At 62.4% G+C, this 18,040-nt stretch carries 13 protein-coding genes; 10 read left to right on the top strand and 3 right to left on the bottom strand.

Features of this window, described 5'->3' with window-relative positions; all coding sequences use genetic code 11:
* Window positions 1-142: 142 nt before the first annotated feature.
* Window positions 143-1,189 (bottom strand): rod shape-determining protein, encoded by a 1,047-nt coding sequence (locus tag DWU99_RS13130; protein ID WP_115478499.1) that lies wholly within the window; start codon window positions 1,187-1,189, stop codon window positions 143-145.
* Window positions 1,190-1,580: 391 nt separating this feature from the next.
* On the opposite strand from DWU99_RS13130, the gene DWU99_RS13125 reads away from it, so the two are divergent.
* The 10 genes from DWU99_RS13125 to DWU99_RS13080 all read left to right on the top strand — a co-directional run bounded on the left by DWU99_RS13125 (window position 1,581) and on the right by DWU99_RS13080 (window position 15,002).
* A complete protein-coding gene (locus DWU99_RS13125) occupies window positions 1,581-2,519 on the top strand; it encodes a carbohydrate kinase family protein (protein WP_115478532.1) in 939 nt (312 codons plus the stop codon).
* 26 nt (window positions 2,520-2,545) lie between these two features.
* Window positions 2,546-2,905: a DUF1304 domain-containing protein gene (locus tag DWU99_RS13120; protein WP_115478498.1), complete on the top strand. Its 360-nt coding sequence runs from the start codon at window positions 2,546-2,548 to the stop codon at window positions 2,903-2,905.
* A gap of 31 nt (window positions 2,906-2,936) precedes the next feature.
* The gene (locus tag DWU99_RS13115) at window positions 2,937-3,647 is read left to right on the top strand and encodes a M24 family metallopeptidase (RefSeq protein ID WP_115478497.1); all 711 of its coding nucleotides are present in this window, start codon (window positions 2,937-2,939) and stop codon (window positions 3,645-3,647) included.
* A 73-nt stretch (window positions 3,648-3,720) separates the two neighbouring features.
* On the top strand, window positions 3,721-5,886 hold the full coding sequence (gene fusA / locus DWU99_RS13110; protein ID WP_115478496.1) for an elongation factor G: 2,166 nt from the start codon (window positions 3,721-3,723) through the stop codon (window positions 5,884-5,886).
* A gap of 247 nt (window positions 5,887-6,133) precedes the next feature.
* Window positions 6,134-7,735 carry a peptide chain release factor 3 gene (locus tag DWU99_RS13105; RefSeq protein ID WP_115478495.1) on the top strand — a complete coding sequence of 534 codons (1,602 nt, stop codon included), beginning with the start codon at window positions 6,134-6,136 and terminating at the stop codon, window positions 7,733-7,735.
* Window positions 7,736-7,911: 176 nt separating this feature from the next.
* The gene (locus tag DWU99_RS13100; RefSeq protein WP_233511120.1) at window positions 7,912-11,556 is read left to right on the top strand and encodes a response regulator; all 3,645 of its coding nucleotides are present in this window, start codon (window positions 7,912-7,914) and stop codon (window positions 11,554-11,556) included.
* A gap of 15 nt (window positions 11,557-11,571) precedes the next feature.
* The gene (locus tag DWU99_RS13095; protein WP_233511118.1) at window positions 11,572-12,417 is read left to right on the top strand and encodes a CheR family methyltransferase; all 846 of its coding nucleotides are present in this window, start codon (window positions 11,572-11,574) and stop codon (window positions 12,415-12,417) included.
* The gene (locus tag DWU99_RS13090) at window positions 12,414-12,983 is read left to right on the top strand and encodes a chemotaxis protein CheB (RefSeq protein WP_115478493.1); all 570 of its coding nucleotides are present in this window, start codon (window positions 12,414-12,416) and stop codon (window positions 12,981-12,983) included. Before DWU99_RS13095 ends, DWU99_RS13090 begins: the two co-directional genes overlap by 4 nt.
* Window positions 12,980-13,978, top strand: coding sequence for a diguanylate cyclase domain-containing protein (locus tag DWU99_RS13085; RefSeq protein WP_115478492.1), 999 nt, complete (start codon window positions 12,980-12,982; stop codon window positions 13,976-13,978). Before DWU99_RS13090 ends, DWU99_RS13085 begins: the two co-directional genes overlap by 4 nt.
* Before the next feature lie 112 nt (window positions 13,979-14,090).
* A complete protein-coding gene (locus tag DWU99_RS13080) occupies window positions 14,091-15,002 on the top strand; it encodes a CPBP family intramembrane glutamic endopeptidase (RefSeq protein ID WP_115478491.1) in 912 nt (303 codons plus the stop codon).
* Between the two features lie 14 nt (window positions 15,003-15,016).
* On the opposite strand, the gene DWU99_RS13075 is transcribed toward DWU99_RS13080, so the two are convergent.
* Both DWU99_RS13075 and DWU99_RS13070 read right to left on the bottom strand, forming a co-directional pair.
* Complete coding sequence (locus tag DWU99_RS13075; RefSeq protein WP_115478490.1) at window positions 15,017-15,505, bottom strand: hotdog fold domain-containing protein; 489 nt, start codon at window positions 15,503-15,505, stop codon at window positions 15,017-15,019.
* A gap of 54 nt (window positions 15,506-15,559) precedes the next feature.
* Window positions 15,560-18,040 (bottom strand): acyl-CoA dehydrogenase, encoded by a 2,481-nt coding sequence (locus tag DWU99_RS13070; RefSeq protein ID WP_115478489.1) that lies wholly within the window; start codon window positions 18,038-18,040, stop codon window positions 15,560-15,562.

Genomic DNA, 18,040 nt, shown 5'->3' with positions numbered 1-18,040 from the left:
CAACCCGAAGGGCCGGGTTTGTATGCGCGCCATCCGGCGTCCTCGTTCGGTTACGTATCGACATACGCGCCCTCACTCCTCCTTGGCTGGCGCGCATACAAATCCGGCGCGGACCACGGGGAGACATCAACCCGACTCTTAGTTATTCGGGAGCGAAGAAGTCGCTGCCGTGCTGATCGATCAGCTCCAGCGCCTTGCCGCCACCACGGGCCACACAGGTCAGCGGGTCGTCCGCCACCTGAACATGCAGGCCGGTTTCCTCGGAGATCAGGCGATCCAGGTCGCGCAGCAGCGCGCCGCCGCCCGTAAGCACGATGCCGCGCTCGGCGACGTCCGAGCACAGTTCCGGCGGCGTCTGTTCCAGCGCCGACTTCACCGCGGCGACGATGCCGGCGAGCGGCTCGTGCAACGCTTCGAGGATTTCGTTGGAGTTGACCGTGAACATGCGCGGCACGCCCTCGGCCAGGTTGCGGCCGGAGATTTCGATCTCCCTGACTTGGCTCTGCGGGAACGCGCAGCCGATTTCCAGCTTGATGCGCTCGGCGGTCGACTCGCCGATCAGCGTGCCGTGGTTGCGGCGCACGTAATTGATGATGGCCTCGTCGAAACGGTCGCCGCCCACGCGCACGGACTGCGAGTAGACGATGCCGTTGAGCGAGATCACCGCCACTTCGGACGTGCCGCCGCCGATATCCAGCACCATCGAGCCGCGCGCCTCGTGCACCGGAATGCCGGCACCGATGGCGGCTGCCATGGGTTCCTCGATCAGGAATACGTCGCGTGCACCGGCGCCTTCGGCCGATTCCTTGATGGCGCGGCGTTCCACCTGGGTCGAGCCGCAGGGCACGCAGACCAGCACGCGGGGGCTGGGGCGCAGCAGGCGGGAGCGGTGAACCTGGCGGATGAAGTGCTGCAGCATCGCCTCGGTCATGGTGAAGTCAGCGATCACGCCGTCCTTCATCGGACGCACGGTAGCGATGTTGCCCGGGGTACGGCCCAGCATGCGCTTGGCTTCGCCACCCACGGCGGCAACGGTGCGAGGACCGCCCGGACCGCGATCCTGACGGATCGCCACGACGGAAGGTTCGTTCAGGACGATGCCCTGACCTCGCACGTATATAAGCGTGTTGGCCGTGCCAAGGTCGATGGAAACATCGTTGGAAAACATCCCGCGAAACTTCTTGAACATGGGTCCGCCGCGTGTCCACTCTGGCTAAAAAGTAAGCGCGCCAGTCTAGTCAGCAAACCTTTTGTCCGCAAGGACATATTCGTTAAGAAAGCTTTGTGGGACGCGATGATAGACGTTTCCTGCACGACCTCGACGGGGTCTGTGACGGCTTCCACACTCCCCCTCTTCCGGTGCCCGGATCGACCATGCGCGGACTCATGCTCGCCTTCGCGTCGACCATCTCGTCCGGCACGCCAGCACCCGCCTCCCGGCTGGCGAGTGCGCGGCGGGCAAAAAGTCGCCTTCGCGGGGCGATACCGGTACGATGATGGGCTTTGGCCGAAACCTTGGTGCGATGCCTCGCATCACGGCGATGGCGCGACCACTCACTTATCCGGGGCATCCAACCGTCATGTCTGCCGTCATCTGCGGATCGTTCGCCTACGACACCATCATGGTGTTCCAGGACCAGTTCAAGAATCACATCATCCCCGATCAGGTGCATATCCTGAACGTGTCGTTCCTGGTACCGCGGATGCGCCGCGAATTCGGCGGTTGTGCCGGCAACATCGCATACAACCTGAAGCTGCTCGGCGGCGATCCGCTGCCGGTGGCCGCGGTGGGCCAGGATTTCGCACCCTATCGCGAACATCTGCAAAAGTACGACATCCGCGTGGATGGCATCCGCGTGTTCGAAGAGCAGTTCACGCCGCAATGCTTCATCACCACCGATCTGGACAACAACCAGATCACTGCCTTCCACCCTGGCGCGATGTCGAGCGCGCACGAAAATCACGTGCGCAACATTCCCGACATCAGCTTCGGCATCGTGGCGCCGGACGGTCGCGACGCGATGCTGCAGCACGTCGATGAATTCGCAGCGCGCGGCGTGCCTTTCATTTTCGATCCGGGCCAGGCGATGCCGTTGTTCAACGGCGACGAATTCCGCGCGATGATCGAAAAAGCCACCTACGTCATCGTCAACGATTACGAATCACAGCTGCTGCAGCAACGCACCGGCTGGAGCGCCGCGGAGATCGCCTCGCGCGTCAAGGCGTACATCGTGACGCTCGGCCCGCGCGGCTCGCTGATTCGCGAAGAAAACGGCACCACGCATGAAATTCCGGCTGCGCGCGAGCGTCAGGTGGTGGACCCTACCGGCTGCGGCGATGCTTATCGCGCCGGCTTGATCTTCGGCATCATGAAGGGCTGGGACTGGCCCACGATCGGCCGCATGGCCTCGCTGATGGGTGCGCTGAAAGTGGAGCACCCGGGCACACAGAACCAGCACTTCACCTACGCGGAATTCGCCAAACAATTCCAGGAACAGTTCGGTTACCCACTGCCGTAACCGGCGCGCGCATCAGGGAGAACAGCATGTCGACTGTCGCCAATATCGTGATCGCGATCATCGCCCTGATGCACGTGTGGTTCCTGATATTGGAAATGTTTTTGTGGGACAAACCCACCGGACGACGCGCCTTCGGCCTCACGCCGGAATTCGCCACGCAGTCGAAAGTGCTGGCGGCGAATCAAGGGCTCTACAACGGGTTCCTGTCGGCCGGCCTGATCTGGGGATTGATCCTCGGCGGCGGCGAAGGGATGCATGTGAAGATCTTCTTCCTCGCATGCGTGCTCGTCGCCGGCGTGTATGGCGGACTGACCGCGACGCGGAAAGTCCTGTGGATTCAGGCGGCACCTGCCGCCGTGGGTCTTGCGTGCGTCTTGTTGAGCTGAAGCAGCCTGCCCGGCCCAGGGTTTTGCCGTCATGACACTTCATCATCGCGAAGCAGTGGGAAACCGGTTCGATCCCGCGTCGATGCTGCGTGCCCGCTCCCTGAGCTGGACGGCACTGCACGCGATCCGCGATCGCATGCACGCAGGCATCGGCGAAGAAGAAGCCAAAACCGTGGCCGCCGGCGTGTTCCAGGAACTTGGCATGGAGCGGCTGTGGCACCCGCCGATCATCCGCATCGGCCCCAACACCATCAAGACCTACCGGCAGCCCTCGATTCCCGACGTCCGTCTCGGCGAAAACGACATTTATTTCATTGATCTCGGCCTGGTGTTCGACGGCCACGAGGGCGACGTGGGCGACACCTTCACGGTCGGCCACGCCCCTGAACGGCAGACCTGCGCCCAGGCGGCCCGCGATTTGTTCACGGATGTCGCCGCCGTATGGCGCAGGGAAGGCTTAAGCGGCCACAACCTGTATAATTACGCCAATGAGCGCGCCGAGGCGATGGGTTGGCGTTTCAACCACGCCATCAAGGGCCATCGCGTCAGCGATTTTCCGCACTCGGTCCACAAGGGCGGCGATCTGGGCGACTTCGAAAACCGCCCCTCCAGCGGCCTGTGGGTCCTGGAGATCCAGATCGCACACCCGACCGAACCGTTCGGCGCTTTCTACGAGGATCTGCTGACCGATGCCGCCCCCGAGGGCGCCCGCCAGCACTCGGAAACGCTGGATACACATTGAAAACGTACGCTGCGGACAGCGATGGAGTGTCCGCCCTGTTCGCCCAACGACTTTTACTTACGGAACCAAGACTGTGGCTCGCCAAAAACCCCTAAGCCTTTACCGCAACATCGGCATCATCGCCCACATCGATGCCGGTAAGACCACCACGACCGAGCGCGTGCTTTATTACACCGGTAAGAAGCACCAGATCGTCGACGTGCACGACACGAAGGACGGCAAGGGCTCCACCACCACCGACTACCTCGAGCAGGAACGCAAGCGCGGCATCACCATTCAGTCCGCCGCTGTGTCCACCGAGTGGAAGGGCCACCAGATCAACGTGATCGACACCCCAGGCCACGTGGACTTCACCATCGAGGTGAACCGTTCGCTGCGCGTGCTCGACGGTGCCGTGGTGGTGTTCGATGGCGTGGCCGGCGTGGAACCGCAGACGGAAACCAACTGGCGCCTGGCCGACCAGTACAACGTGCCGCGCATGTGCTACATCAACAAGATGGACCGCATCGGCGCGAGCTTCAAACACGCCGTGGAAGGCATCAAGAACCGTCTCGGCGCCAACGCCGTGCTCTGCCAGATCCCGCTGGGCAGCCACGACGACTTCATCGGCATGGCTGACCTGATCACCGGCCAGGGTTACATCTGGGAAGGCCACGACAAGGACAGCAAGTGGGAAGTCATCCCGCTTGACCAGGTCGCGAACCATCCCAAAGTGCAGGCCTTCACCACCGCCGCCGACAAGGAATGGGTGTCCAACCTCGCAGCACTGCGCGAGGAAACCATCGAGAAAGCGCTGGAAATGGACGACGAGGCCTTCGACAAGCTGCTGCATGCCGGCGACGTCGAAACCTTCCTCAAGAGCAGCGACTTCAGCCTTGAACTCCTGAAGAAGTGCATCCGCACGGGTTGCGTGCAGGGCAAGCTGGTGCCGGTGTTCTGCGGCTCCTCCTACCGCAACAAGGGCGTGCAGCAACTGCTCGACGGCGTGGTCGACTACATGCCGTACCCGGGCGAGAACGGCGGCATTGCGCTGGTGGACGAGGACGGCAACGCGATCGGCGAACAGGGCGTGGTGGATGACGCTCCGGCGCGCGCGCTGGCGTTCAAGGTCATCAACGACCAGTTCGGCACCCTCACCTTCTGCCGCATCTACTCCGGCGTGATCAAGAAGGGCGACACCCTGCAGAACGTCACGCGTGGCAAGAAGGAACGCATCGGCCGCATCGTGGAAGTGCAGGCCAATGCCACCAAGGACATCGAAGAAGTGCGCGCCGGCGACATCTGCGCCTTCGTCTCGATGAAGGAAACCGAGACCGGCGACTCGCTCTGCGATCCGTCGAGCCCGGTGCTGCTGGAGCGCATGCGCTTCCCCGACCCGGTGATCAGCGTCGCCGTGGAGCCGAAGAGCCGCAACGACGTCGACAAGCTCTCCACCGCGCTCTACAAGATGGTGAAGGCCGATCCGTCGCTGCGCATGGAAGTGGACAAGGAAACTGGACAGACCGTGCTCAAGGGCATGGGCGAGTTGCATCTGGAAATCACCATCGACCGTATGCGCACCGAGCTGGGCGTGGACGCGAACATGGGCAAGCCCAAGGTCAGCTTCCGCGAAGCCTTCGGCCAGAGCGTCGAGCACACCTACACGCACAAGAAGCAGTCCGGCGGTTCGGGTCAGTTCGCTGAAGTGAAGATGATCTTCGAGCCGGGCGAACCGGGTAGCGGCGTGGTGTTCTCCGACGAAATCGTCGGCGGCCGCGTGCCGCGCGAATATATCCCGGCCGTTGAACACGCCGTCACGGTGGAATCGCGCCAGGGCCAGGTCGCCGGCTACGAAGTGCTCGACTTCAAGGCACGCCTCATCGACGGCAAGTTCCACGACGTGGACTCCTCGGCACTCGCCTTCGAAATCGCCGGCCGCGCCTGCTTCCGCGAAGCGCAGCGCATGTCCAAGCCCAAGCTGCTCGAGCCGGTGATGAAGCTCGAAGTGGTGACCGAAGCCGACTACCTCGGCGACGTGATCGGCGACATCAACCGTCGTCGCGGCTCGGTCAGCGAACAGGGCCAGAAGGGCACCAACGCCTTCGTGCAGGGCTTCGTGCCGCTGGCGGAAATGTTCGGCTACATCAACTTCCTGCGTTCGGCCACCAGCGGCCGCGGCACCTTCACGATGATTTTCGATCATTACGAAGAAGTGCCGGCGAGCATGGTTGCCAAGTTGATGGAGAAGGAAGCGAAGTAATCCTTCGTTTCATGCTTCAGACGAAAAGCCCGGGCGCGAGCCCGGGCTTTTTTGTCTTGTGCAAGCGATCACCTTTGCTCGTCATTCCGGCGTAGGCCGGAATCCAGTGGCGATCAACTTCGTGGGTGCCGCATGTATCCAGAGTACGGTTACTGGATTCCGGCCTGCGCCGGAATGACGAGCAACAGTACGGCCCGCCCGAATCCACGCTAAAATAAAGGGTTCGCGCCTACTTCGACGCCCTTCTATGTCCGCCCATCTCCAAGAAACCCACCGCCGCCGCACTTTCGCGATCATCAGCCACCCCGACGCCGGCAAGACCACGCTGACGGAAAAGCTGCTGCTGTTCGGCGGCGCGATCCAGATGGCCGGCTCCGTGAAGGGCCGCAAGGCGGCACGCCATGCCACCTCGGACTGGATGGCGCTGGAAAAGGAGCGCGGCATTTCGGTGACCTCGTCGGTGATGCAGTTCCCGTACGAGGGCAAGATCGTCAACCTGCTCGACACCCCCGGCCACGCGGACTTCTCCGAGGATACGTACCGCGTGCTCACCGCCGTGGACTCCGCGTTGATGGTGATCGACTGCGCGAAAGGCGTCGAGGAACGCACCATCAAGTTGATGGAAGTGTGCCGCCTGCGCGACACGCCCATCATGACCTTCATCAACAAGCTCGACCGCGAAGGCCGTTCGCCGATTGATTTGCTGGACGAAGTGGAGTCGGTGCTGGGCATCGCATGCGCACCGCTGACTTGGCCCATCGGCATGGGCAAGCGCCTGAAAGGCGTCTATCACATGCTGCTCGACGAAGTGCACGTGTTCGAGCCGGGCAAGAATTTCACGCGCCAGGATTCGACCATCTTCAAAGGACTCGACGCGCCCGGCCTGGAAGCCGCCATCGGCACCGAAGCCCTGAACGAATTGCGCGAGGAACTCGAACTGGTGCAAGGCGCCTCGCACTCCTTCGACGTCGACAAATACCTTGCGGGCAAGTTGACGCCGGTGTTCTTCGGCTCGGCCGTGAACAACTTCGGCGTGCAGCTGCTGCTGGATTTCTTCGTCGAACACGCGCCAGCGCCGCGCTCGCGCAGCACGCTCAATCGCGACGTGAAGCCCGAGGAAGACAAGCTCACCGGCTTCGTGTTCAAGATCCAGGCGAACATGGACCCGGCGCATCGCGACCGTGTCGCGTTCATGCGCGTGTGCTCGGGCACCTATACCGCCGGCATGAAGATGATCCAGACACGCACCAACAAGGAAGTGCGCATCGCCAACGCCCTCACCTTCATGGCCAGCGATCGCGAAATCGTCGAGAGCGCTTATCCGGGCGACGTGATCGGCCTGCACAACCACGGCACCATCAGCATCGGCGACACCTTCACGGAAGGCGAGGCGATCAGCTTCACCGGCATTCCCAACTTCGCGCCGGAACTGTTCCGTCGTGCGCGCCTGCGCGATCCGCTGAAGATGAAAGCGCTGCAGAAAGGCCTCGCGCAGCTCTCCGAAGAAGGTGCCACGCAGTTCTTCCGCCCGCTGATGAGCAACGACCTGATCCTGGGTGCGGTCGGCGTACTGCAGTTCGATGTGGTCGCCTATCGCCTGAAGGACGAATACGGCGTGGATGCCAGCTTCGAGCCGGTCGGCGTGATCACCGCACGCTGGGTGCATTGCGACGATGCGAAGAAGCTGGAGGAGTTCCGCGAAAAAAACGCGATGAACCTAGGTATCGACGCGGCCGGCGAGCTGGTCTACCTGGCCCCTACCCGCGTGAACCTGCAACTGGCGCAGGAGCGCTCGCCCGCGGTGCGTTTCTCGGCCACGCGCGAACACGCCGCGTCCGTCCTGGTCTGAAACGGCAGCGCCGGGGCCATCACCGGCAGCCCTTCACACACCCGTCACTGACACCTCAGCGGCAGCTACCGCACTTGCCGCCATCTCGCTAATCTGGCCTCCCGGCCGCCGCGACCGTCGCCCGGAATTTTCCGGTCGACAACGGGGGCTCCATCGCCACATCAGCGAGATATCGCATGGCCAGCACCATGGTGACGTCGGTTCCCCGGAAGAAATATTCATGGCTGGCCAACCTGCCCATCCGCTACAAGATCATCCTTGCGATCGGTCTCCTGCTCGGCCTGTTCCTGCTCAATAGCCTGGCGAACGTCGTCTCGCAGAACAGGCAAACCGAAACGCGCCGCTGGGCGGATCACACCTATCAGGTGCTGCTTCAGATCCAGGTACTGCAGCGCTCCGCCTTGACGGGCCAGCTGGCATTGCGCGGATTCCTGATCTCGCACAATCCCACTCAGCTGACCACCATGGCCGACAGCGACAGGACGTTCCATGTGCAGCTGGCCGAGTTGCGCGAGCTGACCAGCGACAACTCAGTACAACAGCTTCGCATCGATCACATCGAAGCGTTGGTTTCGCAATGGAATCGCGAACTGCAAAAGATGGTGACCGCGACTCAGGCCGCGCTGAAGAACACCGATGCGCAGGCGGCCGCGCAAGACGTCGCGCGCATCCAGGCCGACTATCTCGCCCACCGCACGGTGCGGACCGAAGACTACTCGGCCATCCTCGATGAGATGACGGACACGGAACGTCAACTGCTGGTCGATCGCACCCGGAGCGTGGAGCGCCTGCTGACTGAAACGCTGTACGTGAATATGGCCAGCGGGCTGATCGGCCTGGTGCTGGGACTCATGGTGATTTCATTGACCTCGCGCATGGTCACGCGCCCGATCCGCCGGTTGAGCGAGTTGATGACGCGGCTTGCCGCACATGATCGTGACATCGAGATCCGCGGCTCCGGACGTCGCGATGAAGTCGGCGAAATTGCCCGAGCGCTGGAAGTATTCAAGCAGATGGTGATCGACTCGGAAGAGCAGACCCAGCTGAAGAGCAATGCCACAAGCATTTCGAGCAACCTGCAGGAAGCCACCAACCATCGCGATTTCGCCGAGTGTTTCACGACGCGGCTGGCGCCATTGCTGCATGCCGGCGTTGCATTGCTCTACGGCTACGACAGTTCGCGGCAACGACTCGATCTGCTTGGCAGCTATGGTTTGCGCATGTACGGTGGCGCCAGCACCTATGTGCCAGGCGAAGGATTGGTCGGCCAGTGCGCGCTTTCGCATCACGCGATCAGCCTGGACGACGTGCCTGACAACTACCTGCGCATCGAATCGGGCAGCGGCGAAGCGCTGCCGCGCCACATCACCATCCTCCCCTTGCTGCTGCGCGATCAATTAGTCGGCGTGCTCGAATTCGCCGGCTTTGCACCTCCCACAACCCTGCAGCGACAACTGCTGGACGAACTGCTGCCGATGGCGGCGCTGACGCTGGAAAACCTCAACCGCGCCGTCAATACGCAGGATCTGCTCGAACAGACGCGCGAACAGGCGGATGAGTTGCGGCTTTCCAGCGTGACCATGCGACAGCAACAAGAGGCATTGCGCGCCGCCAACGACACGCTGCAGACCAAGACCATCGAGCTCGAAGAACAGTCCCAGCGCCTGCTTGCATCGGAAGAAGAGCTGCGCGTACAAGCGGACGAATTGCAGTCGTCCAATGAGGAGTTGCGCCTCAAGACCGACACGCTGCGCATTCAAAAGCAACAACTGGAGGGACTGCAGAAGGATACGCAGCAAAAAGCCGAAGAGCTTGCGCGCGCCAGTCAGTACAAGAGCGAGTTCCTTGCCAACATGTCGCACGAGCTCCGCACGCCGCTGAACAGCCTGCTGATCCTGTCGCGCAGCCTCGCCGACAACCGCGAAGGCAACCTCGATGCCGAACAGGTCGAATCGGCCCGCATCATCCACGATGCGGGATCGAGCCTGCTGCGCCTGATCAACGACATCCTCGATCTGTCCAAGATCGAAGCGGGCAAGATGGAATTGTCGTTGATCGACCATCCTCTGCAGAACCTTGTACGCAGCCTGCGGCGCACCTTCGATCACGTCGCGCGCGAAAAGAAACTCCAATACGAAGTGACTCTGGACGAGGGCTTGCCCGATCACATCCACACCGATCCGAACCGGCTGGAGCAGATCGTCAACAACCTGCTCGCCAATGCATTCAAGTTCACGCCCAAAGGCTCCGTGCGGGTCAATATCGGCCGCCCGGCGAACGATCTGCCCATACCCGATGCACTGAACGGGCAGATGTTGCTGGCGATCAGCGTGAAGGACAGCGGCATCGGCATTCCCGCCGAGAAGCTCGATCGCATCTTCAACGCCTTCGAACAGGCCGACAGCAGCACCAGCCGCCAGTTCGGCGGCACCGGATTGGGCCTGAGCATTTCGCGGCGCATGGCCGCGCTGCTCGGCGGCGACATCGTCCTGCGCAGCGAGGTCGGTCAAGGCAGTGAATTCGTGCTGATCGTGCCGGAGCGCAGCGCCACGCCGGAGACCTCTGCCGCCGCAACCACCGCGCATCAACCTGCACCGAAACCGGTGACGCGCGCGTTGCTGCCCGCCGAAGGCCTTAGCGATGATCGCGAGCGCATCGCACCGGGCGACAGCGTCATTCTGATCGTCGAAGACGATCCCGCGTTCGCGCGCATCCTCGCCGACATCGTGCGACAGAAAGGCCACCGCATGCTGCACGCCGTGAATGGCGAAACTGGATTGGAACTGGCGCGGCGTCATCATCCGGTCGGCGTGTTGCTCGACGTGATGCTGCCCGGCATGGATGGCTGGACGGTGATCGAGCGATTGAAGACCGATCCCGCCACGCGCCATATTCCCGTGCATTTCCTTTCGGCGACCGACGAGGCAGGACGCGGGCGTGAACTCGGCGCCGTGGGTTTCCTCACCAAGCCGGTCACCCGCGAGGCCATCAACGAGGCGTTCGAGCGTCTGCTGCATTTTGCCAAGGGACGCATCCGCCGCCTGCTGGTCGTCGACGATGATGCCAACGCGCGCAGCGCCGTGCGCATGCTGCTGAATCAGGACGACGTATCGATCGACGAAGCGGGCTCCGGCGAGGAAGCCATGCAGAAAATCTCGCAGACCGGCTACGACTGCATCGTGCTCGATCTGGGCCTGCCCGGCATGTCGGGCATGGAGCTGCTCGAAAAGCTGGCCGACAGCGGCAGCATTCCGCCGGTGGTGGTGTATTCAGGGCGCGAACTGAGCCGCGAAGAAAATCTGCGCATCCGGCAGTACACCGACAGTATCGTCATCAAGGGTGCTCGTTCGCCCGAACGCCTGCTGGACGAAGTGAGCCTGTTCCTGCACAGCATCCGCCGCACGAAGGGCACGCACGAAGCCGCAACGCCCGCCAGCCAGGATGGCCTGGAAGGCCATCACGTCCTGCTTGTCGACGACGACATGCGCAATCTGTTTGCGCTCTCCAAAGTGCTGCGCGGCTGGGGCCTGCAAGTCAGCATGGCTCAGGATGGTCAAAAGGCACTGCACGTACTGGCCGAGAACGAACAGATCGAACTGGTGCTGATGGACATCATGATGCCGGGCATGGACGGCTACGAAGCCACGCGGGCCATTCGCGCACAGCCTTCGCTCAGCCGCCTGCCGATCATCGCGCTGACCGCCAAGGCGATGCGCGGCGACCGCGAACAATGTCTTGAAGCCGGCGCCAACGATTATCTGTCCAAGCCGATCGACCTGGACAAGCTGGCTTCCATGATGCACGTCTGGCTGCGCCGCTGATGCATGGATGAAATCATGGACACGCCCGAACTCGAAAACATGGAAGTGGATCTGTTCGTGCAGGCGCTTCACCGGCGCCATGGCTACGACTTCAGCCAGTACGCACCTGCGTCGTTGAAGCGGCGCGTGCAGCAGCTTGCGCAGCAGCTCCAATGCAGGTCCGTCAGCGGCCTGATCGAACGCGTCATCCACGAACCGCAGTTGCTGCCGAATGTGCTGGACGGACTGACCGTGCCGGTCTCGGACATGTTCCGCGACCCGGCGATGTTCCGCACCGTGCGCGAACAGGTGCTGCCGATGCTTGCGTCCTATCCGCAGATCAATATCTGGCAGGCCGGCTGCGCGCACGGACAGGAGGTCTACTCGCTGGCCATCCTGCTGGAGGAGGCCGGCCTCTACGATCGAACGCAGATTTTTGCGACCGATCTTAGCGAGCGGGCGCTGCAACAGGCCGAGGAAGGCATTTATCCCGTACGCGATGCGCAACAGTGGTCGCGCAACTATCAGGCGGCCGGTGGCAAGCGCTCACTCGCCGACTACTACAGCGCACGCTACAGCCTGCTCAAGATCGATCAACGCTTGCGCCGGAACGTGACGTTTGCGCGGCACAACCTTGTTTCCGACGGCGTATTTTGCGAAGCGCATCTGATCTTTTGCCGCAACGTGCTGATCTACTTTTCCAATGTCTTGCAGGACCACGTCCTTTCGCTGTTCCGCGACAGCCTCGTCCGAGGCGGCTACCTATGCCTTGGCCTGCGTGAAAGCCTGGATTACGCCAGTGCGGTGCACGATTTCACCGCGTTCGAGGAAAAGATGCGCATCTATCGCCTCACCAGCCACTCCGAGCACGAGGTCACATGAACGCACCTGCCGCCATCGCCCTGGGATGTTCCGCCGGCGGGGTGGACGCTCTGAAGGCCGTGCTCGGCGGTCTCGATGCCGCATTGCGGCAAACCATCCTGGTGTGCTGCCACAGCAGTTCCGATACCGTGGATCTGCTGTGCGAGGTGCTGGGTCGCGTGTCGCCGCTCCCGGTCGTCGAAGCCAAAGAACGTCATGTCGTGCGCGCGGGTGCCGTACATCTGGCGCCCAGCGGCTACCATCTGCTGGTGGAAGGCGATCTGCACTTTGCCCTATCGGTCGATCCGCGCGTGAACCACGCACGACCATCCATTGACGTGATGTTTACTTCCGCTGCGGAAGTCTGGCAAAACGCGCTGATCGGCGTTGTGCTCACCGGAGGCAATGCAGATGGCGCCAAAGGATTGCGCCGGATTCGCGAGCTGGGCGGTACGGCTATCGTGCAATCGCCGGATGATGCCGAAGCGCCGACCATGCCGCGTGCAGCCCTGGAGATCGCCGGAACGGACTATTGTGTTGCGTTGAACGACATCGCCCCCTTGCTCAATCGCTTGTGCCTGGTATGACTATTTCGCCGCCCAAGATTCTTGTCGTCGACGACACCCGCGCCAATCTGGTCGCCATGCGCCATCTGTTGGCCGACTGCGGTGCCGAGCTCATCGAAGCCACCAATGGCAACGAAGCCTTGTCCCTGTGCCTGGATCAGCAGTTTGCGCTGATCCTTCTCGATGTGAACATGCCCGACATGGATGGCTTCGAAGTGGCCGCCCTGCTGGGTGAAGCCGAACAGTTGCGCGATACGCCGGTGATCTTCGTGACCGCCGCCTATGCGGACGATCTCAATCGCTTGAAAGGTTATCGCTCCGGCGCGGTCGATTACATCGCCAAGCCGATCAATGACGTGATTCTTCAGTCCAAGGTGCGCGTCTTCCTCGAACTTCATGCGGCGCGCATGCAACTGCAGCACACCCTGGAAGAGCTGTCCGCACGCAACGCGCAGCTCCAGGTGGAAATTGCCGAACGCCAGCGCGTGGAGGCCAAGGTGCGCCACCAGGCCACTCATGACATGCTGACCGGCCTCCCGAACCGCGTGCTGTTTCATGATCGCTTGCGTACGGCCATGCAACGCGGCGGCAGACGTGAGAGCCAGTTTGCACTTGCACTGGTCGACATCGATGGCTTCAAGGCCATCAACGATACGTATGGCCACCCGGCCGGCGACGCGCTGCTGCAAGCCATCTCGGCGCGCCTGAACCATCACGTGCGTACCAACGACACCGTAGCGCGACTTGGCGGCGACGAGTTCGCACTCATCTTTGAAGATGTCAGCGGCCTGCCGCCTCTGCTGGAACGTTGCCAGCAGATCTGCGACATGCTCGCCCAACCGTATCCGTTGAATGGACCGCGTGGCGATTTCACCGCGCATGTCAGTGCGAGCATCGGCATCGCTTTGTGGAACGAGCACACCGTTTCTGACGAAGCCTTGATCCAGGCCGCCGATCGCGCGCTCTATCAGGCCAAGGAAAATGGCAAGAACGGTTGCGTGCTGTCGGCACACTGATCTTTGATGGTCCGCTTTCAAACGATGTGCGCCGTATCGTTTCGTGACGAATGACACTGGGCCGGGTGCACCGCGAGTCCTAGCTTGCAAGTCAAACCACAGGGGAAGTTCCATGACCGCGACGATCGCATTCGTTACACCCTCATCCGCACCACCGTGGCAGCGCTGGCTGGTCTTTTCACCGGCGGCCCGCATCGTCATTTACGCAGCGCTGATCTTCTGCGTCGGTTACCTGGTTCACCCCATCCCTCCACTGCTGGGATGGACGGGCAAAGCCGCAACGCCGGTGCAGCAAGCCCTCGCCCAACTGACGATCGAGGTTACCGCGACGGTCGTTGCCTATCTGATTCTCGTGTGCCTGATCGAACGCCGATCGCCGCGCGAGTTGTCGCTGCGGGCGATACCGACCTACGGCGTTGCCGGATTGCTTGGCGGCATCGTGTTGTTCAGCACGGTCGTGGGTTTGCTGTGGCTGTTCGGCAGTTATCACGTGAACGGCACGAATCCTCAGGTGGATTGGCTGCCGGCCGTGCTGGCGGGCGGCGTCGCAGCCGGCATCGGGGAAGAAGTCGCGATGCGCGGCGCGTTGTTCCGGATTCTCGAAGAAGGCGTCGGCACCTGGGGCGCCCTGGCGATTTCAGCACTGTTCTTCGGCGGCTCGCATATCTTCAATCCGGGTGCGACGCTGTGGAGTTCCCTTGCCATCGCGATTGAGGCCGGGATTCTGCTTGCGCTTGTTTTTCACGTCACCCGGTCACTGTGGGCCTGCGTAGGCCTGCATGCAGCGTGGAACATCATGCAGGGTCCGGTGTTTGGTATCCCGGTGTCGGGCTTCAGCAGACCAGGCTGGCTGATTTCCTCGCGCACCGGTCCGGACTGGTTGAGCGGCGGCGTGTTCGGCGCCGAAGCATCCGTGGTTGCGTTGTCCGTATGCAGCCTGATATCCCTCGCGCTGCTCGTGATCGCGATTCGCCGCAACAGCATCGTGCCGCCGTCGTGGTCGCGCAAACGAATCACGTCATGAACGGCTGAGTGCGCTCAGCCGGTCTGAGCGACACGATCCTTTCGCTGCGACACCCACATCACAATGCGCGCGCGGAAAACCACCGCGCCGCCCGGATCGGCAACCTGCACGCTGACCGGCCATTCCTGACCGCCTTCCTTCGCTGCAAGCGGAACGTCGGGTGTGGCCACGGCGTGCATGCTTCCCACGGCCTTGTTGAGGTATTCCACAGTCATGCCCTTGGGAATCCAGCGCATGCCGGGTGGCATCGTCGCCTCGGCCATCACGCCTGCACTGAGCTCGGCAAGATTGCACAACGCAATGGCATGCACCGTGCCGATGTGATTGTGCACGCGACGGCGATCGCGGATGCGCACTTCGCAACGTCCCGGCTCCAGCGCGACAAACCGCGGTGCGATGGTGGAGAAATACGGCGCGCGAAAGCAGACCGCCCGCGAAAACAGCCAATGGCCTCCCGGCCAGCGTGTCATACGACGATACAAGGACAAGAGCGACGCGCTCATGGACTCCCCCAAAGCAAGACGGCGGCCTGAGCCGCCGTCTTGTGCATGATCATGTCAGGCAGCGCGCTGCGTGGTATCAGCGAGCTTTTTCTCGTCATGGCGACTGAGTGCGGAACGCAGTTCGGCGGGATCGAAATCGTCCACCGAAATGAATTCGAACACGCCTTCGCGCACGCGCTTGAGCAGGGCCGCTTCGCTGGCATCGATCACGCCCGCCTTGACCGCCTCGTCCAACTGACCGAGGTAATCGTGCGAGGTGAACTGGCCTGCCTTGAGCGCCTTGCCGAACTTGCGCTCGACCGGTTCGGCGGCGATCACGTCCGGCAGCAGCTCGTTCATGCGGCCCACCGTGTTGTTGGCCGTCGGCGTGAGATAGGCCCATTCCAAGAGACGATCGCGCGCTTCGCCCGGCGCGGTGATGATGGCGGCGACGCGACGCCCCAGGCGATCCGACGGCGGCACTTCGCGGCGGCCGAACGGGAACACCAGTACGTGCAGCAGCCATGCCACCGGACGCACGGGGAAGTTGCGGATCGCGCCATCCAGCGCCATCTGCGTGCGCCACATGCATTCGTGGAACGCCCACGCCAGCAGCGGGCGATCCGCTTCCGGACGGCCGGAGTCTTCGTAGCGCTTGAGCATGGCACTGGCGATGTACAGATAGCTCAGTACGTCGCCCAACCGCGCGGACAGCTTCTCCTTGAACTTCAGTTTGCCGCCCAATACGCCCATGAACGTGTCGGCGCACAGGGCCAACGCGGCGGAGTAGCGATTGAGCTTGCGGTAATAACGGCGCGTGTACGCATCTCCGGCCGCATCGCCGATGTGCGCGGCGGTCACGCCCAGCACGAAGCTGCGCACCGCATTGGAAATGCCGAAACCGATATGACCGAACAACGCGCGATCGAACGTCTTCAAGCGTTCGCTGTAATCGGCAATCGAGAGCGCCTGCATTTCCTTCAACACGTAAGGATGGCAGCGAATGGCACCCTGACCGAAGATCATCAGGCTGCGCGTCATGATGTTCGCGCCTTCCACCGTGATCGCGATCGGCACGCCCTGCCACGCGCGACCCGCGTAGTTCTTCGGACCGAGCTGCACGGCCTTGCCGCCGTGCACATCCATGGCATCGCCGGCGATCGCACGGCCCCATTCGGTGGCGTGGTACTTGGCGATGGCCGACGGTACCGCCGGCTTCTCGCCGCGATCCACCGCTGCGGCCGTCGCGCGCGACAGTGCTGCCGTGGCATAGGTGAGTCCGCCGATGCGCGCGAGCGCCTCTTCCACGCCTTCGAAACGCGCCACCGCAAGACCGAATTGCTTGCGCATGCGCGCGTAAGCGCCCGTGGCCGCCACGGCCATGCGTACGCCGCCTGTTGCGTTCGAGGGCAGCGAAATCGCGCGGCCAACCGACAAACACTCGACCAGCATGCGCCAGCCATGACCGGCCATGTGCGGGCCGCCGATCAGCGTCGACATCGGCGCGAAGATATCCTTGCCGCGCACCGGACCGTTCTGGAACGGAATATTGAGCGGGAAATGGCGCCGGCCGATTTCCAGGCCCGGCGTGTTGCGCGGCAGAAGCGCCAGCGTGATGCCGAGGTCTTCCTTGTCGCCCAGCAGATGTTCCGGATCGTACAAACGGAATGCGAGACCAACGACCGTGGCGATCGGTGCAAGCGTGATGTAGCGCTTGTCGAAGTTGAGCTTCATGCCGACGGTTTCCACGCCATCGATCACCTGTTTGCACACGATGCCGTAGTCGGGAATCGACGTGGCATCGGAACCGGCATAAGGACCGGTCAACGCGAAACAGGGAATTTCCTCGCCAACGGCCAGGCGCGGCAGAAGGAAGTTCTTCTGTTCGTCGCTGCCGTAATGCAGCAGCAGCTCGGCTGGACCCAGCGAATTGGGCACCGCCACGGTGGAAGCCACCGTCGCCGACATGGTGGCCAGCTTTTGCAGCACCGCCGAATGCGCCAGCGCCGAGAAGCCCAGGCCGCCGTACTGCTTGGGGATGATCATGCCGAAGAATTTGTTCTTCTTGATGAAGTCCCACACTTCCGGCGAAAGATCCGCCAATTCGTGCGTGATCTGCCAGTCGTCGATCATGCCGCACAACTGCTCCACCGGGCCGTCAAGGAAGGCTTTTTCTTCCACGCTCAGTTCCGGCTTGGGCTGCTTGAGCAGTTCATGCCAATCGGGCTTGCCGGAGAAGAGTTCGCCTTCGAAACCGACCGTGCCGGCTTCCAATGCGGTCTGCTCGGTATCCGACAATTTCGGTGTCACCTTCGCGAACATTTTCAGCAGCGGTGCGCTGATCTGCTTGCGGCGGAAGTTGATCATCAACAGGGGCACGGCGACACCCAGTTCGATGATCAGCAGGATCACCGTCGTCACCGGCGCCTTTGCCAACAGACCCACCACGAGTGTGGCAATGATCGTCGTGTAAGCCCAGGCACGCAGGCTGCTGCGGTGGTAGGCGCAGGCGCCGGTCGCGATGAGCGCTGCCAGCACGGTTAGTAGTACGGACAT

This window comes from Dyella psychrodurans, assembly GCF_003363265.1.
GTDB lineage: Bacteria > Pseudomonadota > Gammaproteobacteria > Xanthomonadales > Rhodanobacteraceae > Dyella_B > Dyella_B psychrodurans.
This window is presented reverse-complemented; position numbering and strand designations above follow the sequence as displayed.

Excerpts from the sequence above, each read along its gene's own strand:
- DWU99_RS13130 (WP_115478499.1), bottom strand. The coding sequence starts at position 1,189 with ATGTTCAAGAAGTTTCGCGGGATGTTTTCCAACGATGTTTCCATCGAC.
- DWU99_RS13125 (WP_115478532.1), top strand. The coding sequence starts at position 1,581 with ATGTCTGCCGTCATCTGCGGATCGTTCGCCTACGACACCATCATGGTG.
- DWU99_RS13120 (WP_115478498.1), top strand. The coding sequence starts at position 2,546 with ATGTCGACTGTCGCCAATATCGTGATCGCGATCATCGCCCTGATGCAC.
- DWU99_RS13115 (WP_115478497.1), top strand. The coding sequence starts at position 2,937 with ATGACACTTCATCATCGCGAAGCAGTGGGAAACCGGTTCGATCCCGCG.
- DWU99_RS13105 (WP_115478495.1), top strand. The coding sequence starts at position 6,134 with ATGTCCGCCCATCTCCAAGAAACCCACCGCCGCCGCACTTTCGCGATC.
- DWU99_RS13100 (WP_233511120.1), top strand. The coding sequence starts at position 7,912 with ATGGCCAGCACCATGGTGACGTCGGTTCCCCGGAAGAAATATTCATGG.
- DWU99_RS13095 (WP_233511118.1), top strand. The coding sequence starts at position 11,572 with ATGGACACGCCCGAACTCGAAAACATGGAAGTGGATCTGTTCGTGCAG.
- DWU99_RS13090 (WP_115478493.1), top strand. The coding sequence starts at position 12,414 with ATGAACGCACCTGCCGCCATCGCCCTGGGATGTTCCGCCGGCGGGGTG.
- DWU99_RS13085 (WP_115478492.1), top strand. The coding sequence starts at position 12,980 with ATGACTATTTCGCCGCCCAAGATTCTTGTCGTCGACGACACCCGCGCC.
- DWU99_RS13080 (WP_115478491.1), top strand. The coding sequence starts at position 14,091 with ATGACCGCGACGATCGCATTCGTTACACCCTCATCCGCACCACCGTGG.
- DWU99_RS13075 (WP_115478490.1), bottom strand. The coding sequence starts at position 15,505 with ATGAGCGCGTCGCTCTTGTCCTTGTATCGTCGTATGACACGCTGGCCG.
- DWU99_RS13070 (WP_115478489.1), bottom strand. The coding sequence starts at position 18,040 with ATGTCCGTACTACTAACCGTGCTGGCAGCGCTCATCGCGACCGGCGCC.